Raw genomic sequence first — 1,002 nt, forward strand, 5'->3', positions numbered from 1 at the left:
TAAACAAGTTATGACTTGTCTAGCGTTATTATCGCAAGGATACATCTGTAGTCAAGCGCTAGAAGGCCTTTTCGTTAAAAATATCATGTCTCTCTGTTATACTAGCGCTATATTTTACGCTATTTTTCTACTTTAACGTCTATTCATTCGTATTTCTTACTCACGCGTACTTTTGATTGTCACTTTTCATCATAAATAACTTTTTGAGAACTTTATCATGCAAACCTCTACCCAAACCACTGTTAACGGCACGCGTCCTGTCCGCACTCGTATAGCGCCCTCTCCTACTGGCTTTCCTCATGTGGGTACCGCCTATATTGCACTATTTAATCTAGCCTTTGCTAAAGCGCATGGTGGCGAGTTTATTTTACGTATCGAAGACACTGATCAAACGCGCTCAACGGAGCAATCTGAGCAGATGATTTTGGACGCCCTACGCTGGGTCGGTCTAGATTGGAGCGAGGGTCCAGACATCGGTGGCCCGCATGCCCCTTATCGTCAGAGCGAGCGTAGTGACATTTATAAAGAACATGCAAACAAGCTATTAGATAGCGACGATGCATTTCGTTGTTTTTGTACCAGCGAAGAGCTAGATGCGATGCGTGCTCAACAAATGGCCAATGGCGAGACCCCGCGTTACGACGGTCGCTGTGCTCATTTGCCTTCTGATAAAGTTGCTGGGCTTGTCGCATTAGATCAACCACATGTGATTCGTATGCGCGTACCAACCGAAGGCGTCTGCCGCGTTGAGGATATGCTACGCGGTACTGTTGAGATTCCTTGGGAGCAAGTAGACATGCAGGTCTTACTAAAAACCGACGGCATGCCAACTTACCATCTTGCCAACGTCGTTGATGACCACTTAATGGACATCAGTCACGTCATGCGCGGCGAAGAATGGCTAAACTCAGCACCCAAACATCAGCTGCTTTATGAGTATTTTGGCTGGGAGATGCCGACCCTTTGCCACATGCCATTACTGCGTAACCCGGACAAATCAAA

At 46.5% G+C, this 1,002-nt stretch carries 1 protein-coding gene; it reads left to right on the forward strand.

Going from position 1 to position 1,002, the window contains the following annotated elements; all coding sequences use genetic code 11:
* Window positions 1–214: 214 nt before the first annotated feature.
* A partial coding sequence (gene gltX / locus ACS8FD_RS17035; RefSeq protein ID WP_439276714.1) for a glutamate--tRNA ligase occupies window positions 215–1,002 on the forward strand: 788 nt, incomplete at its 3' end.

This window comes from Psychrobacter sp. 1U2, assembly GCF_051847575.1.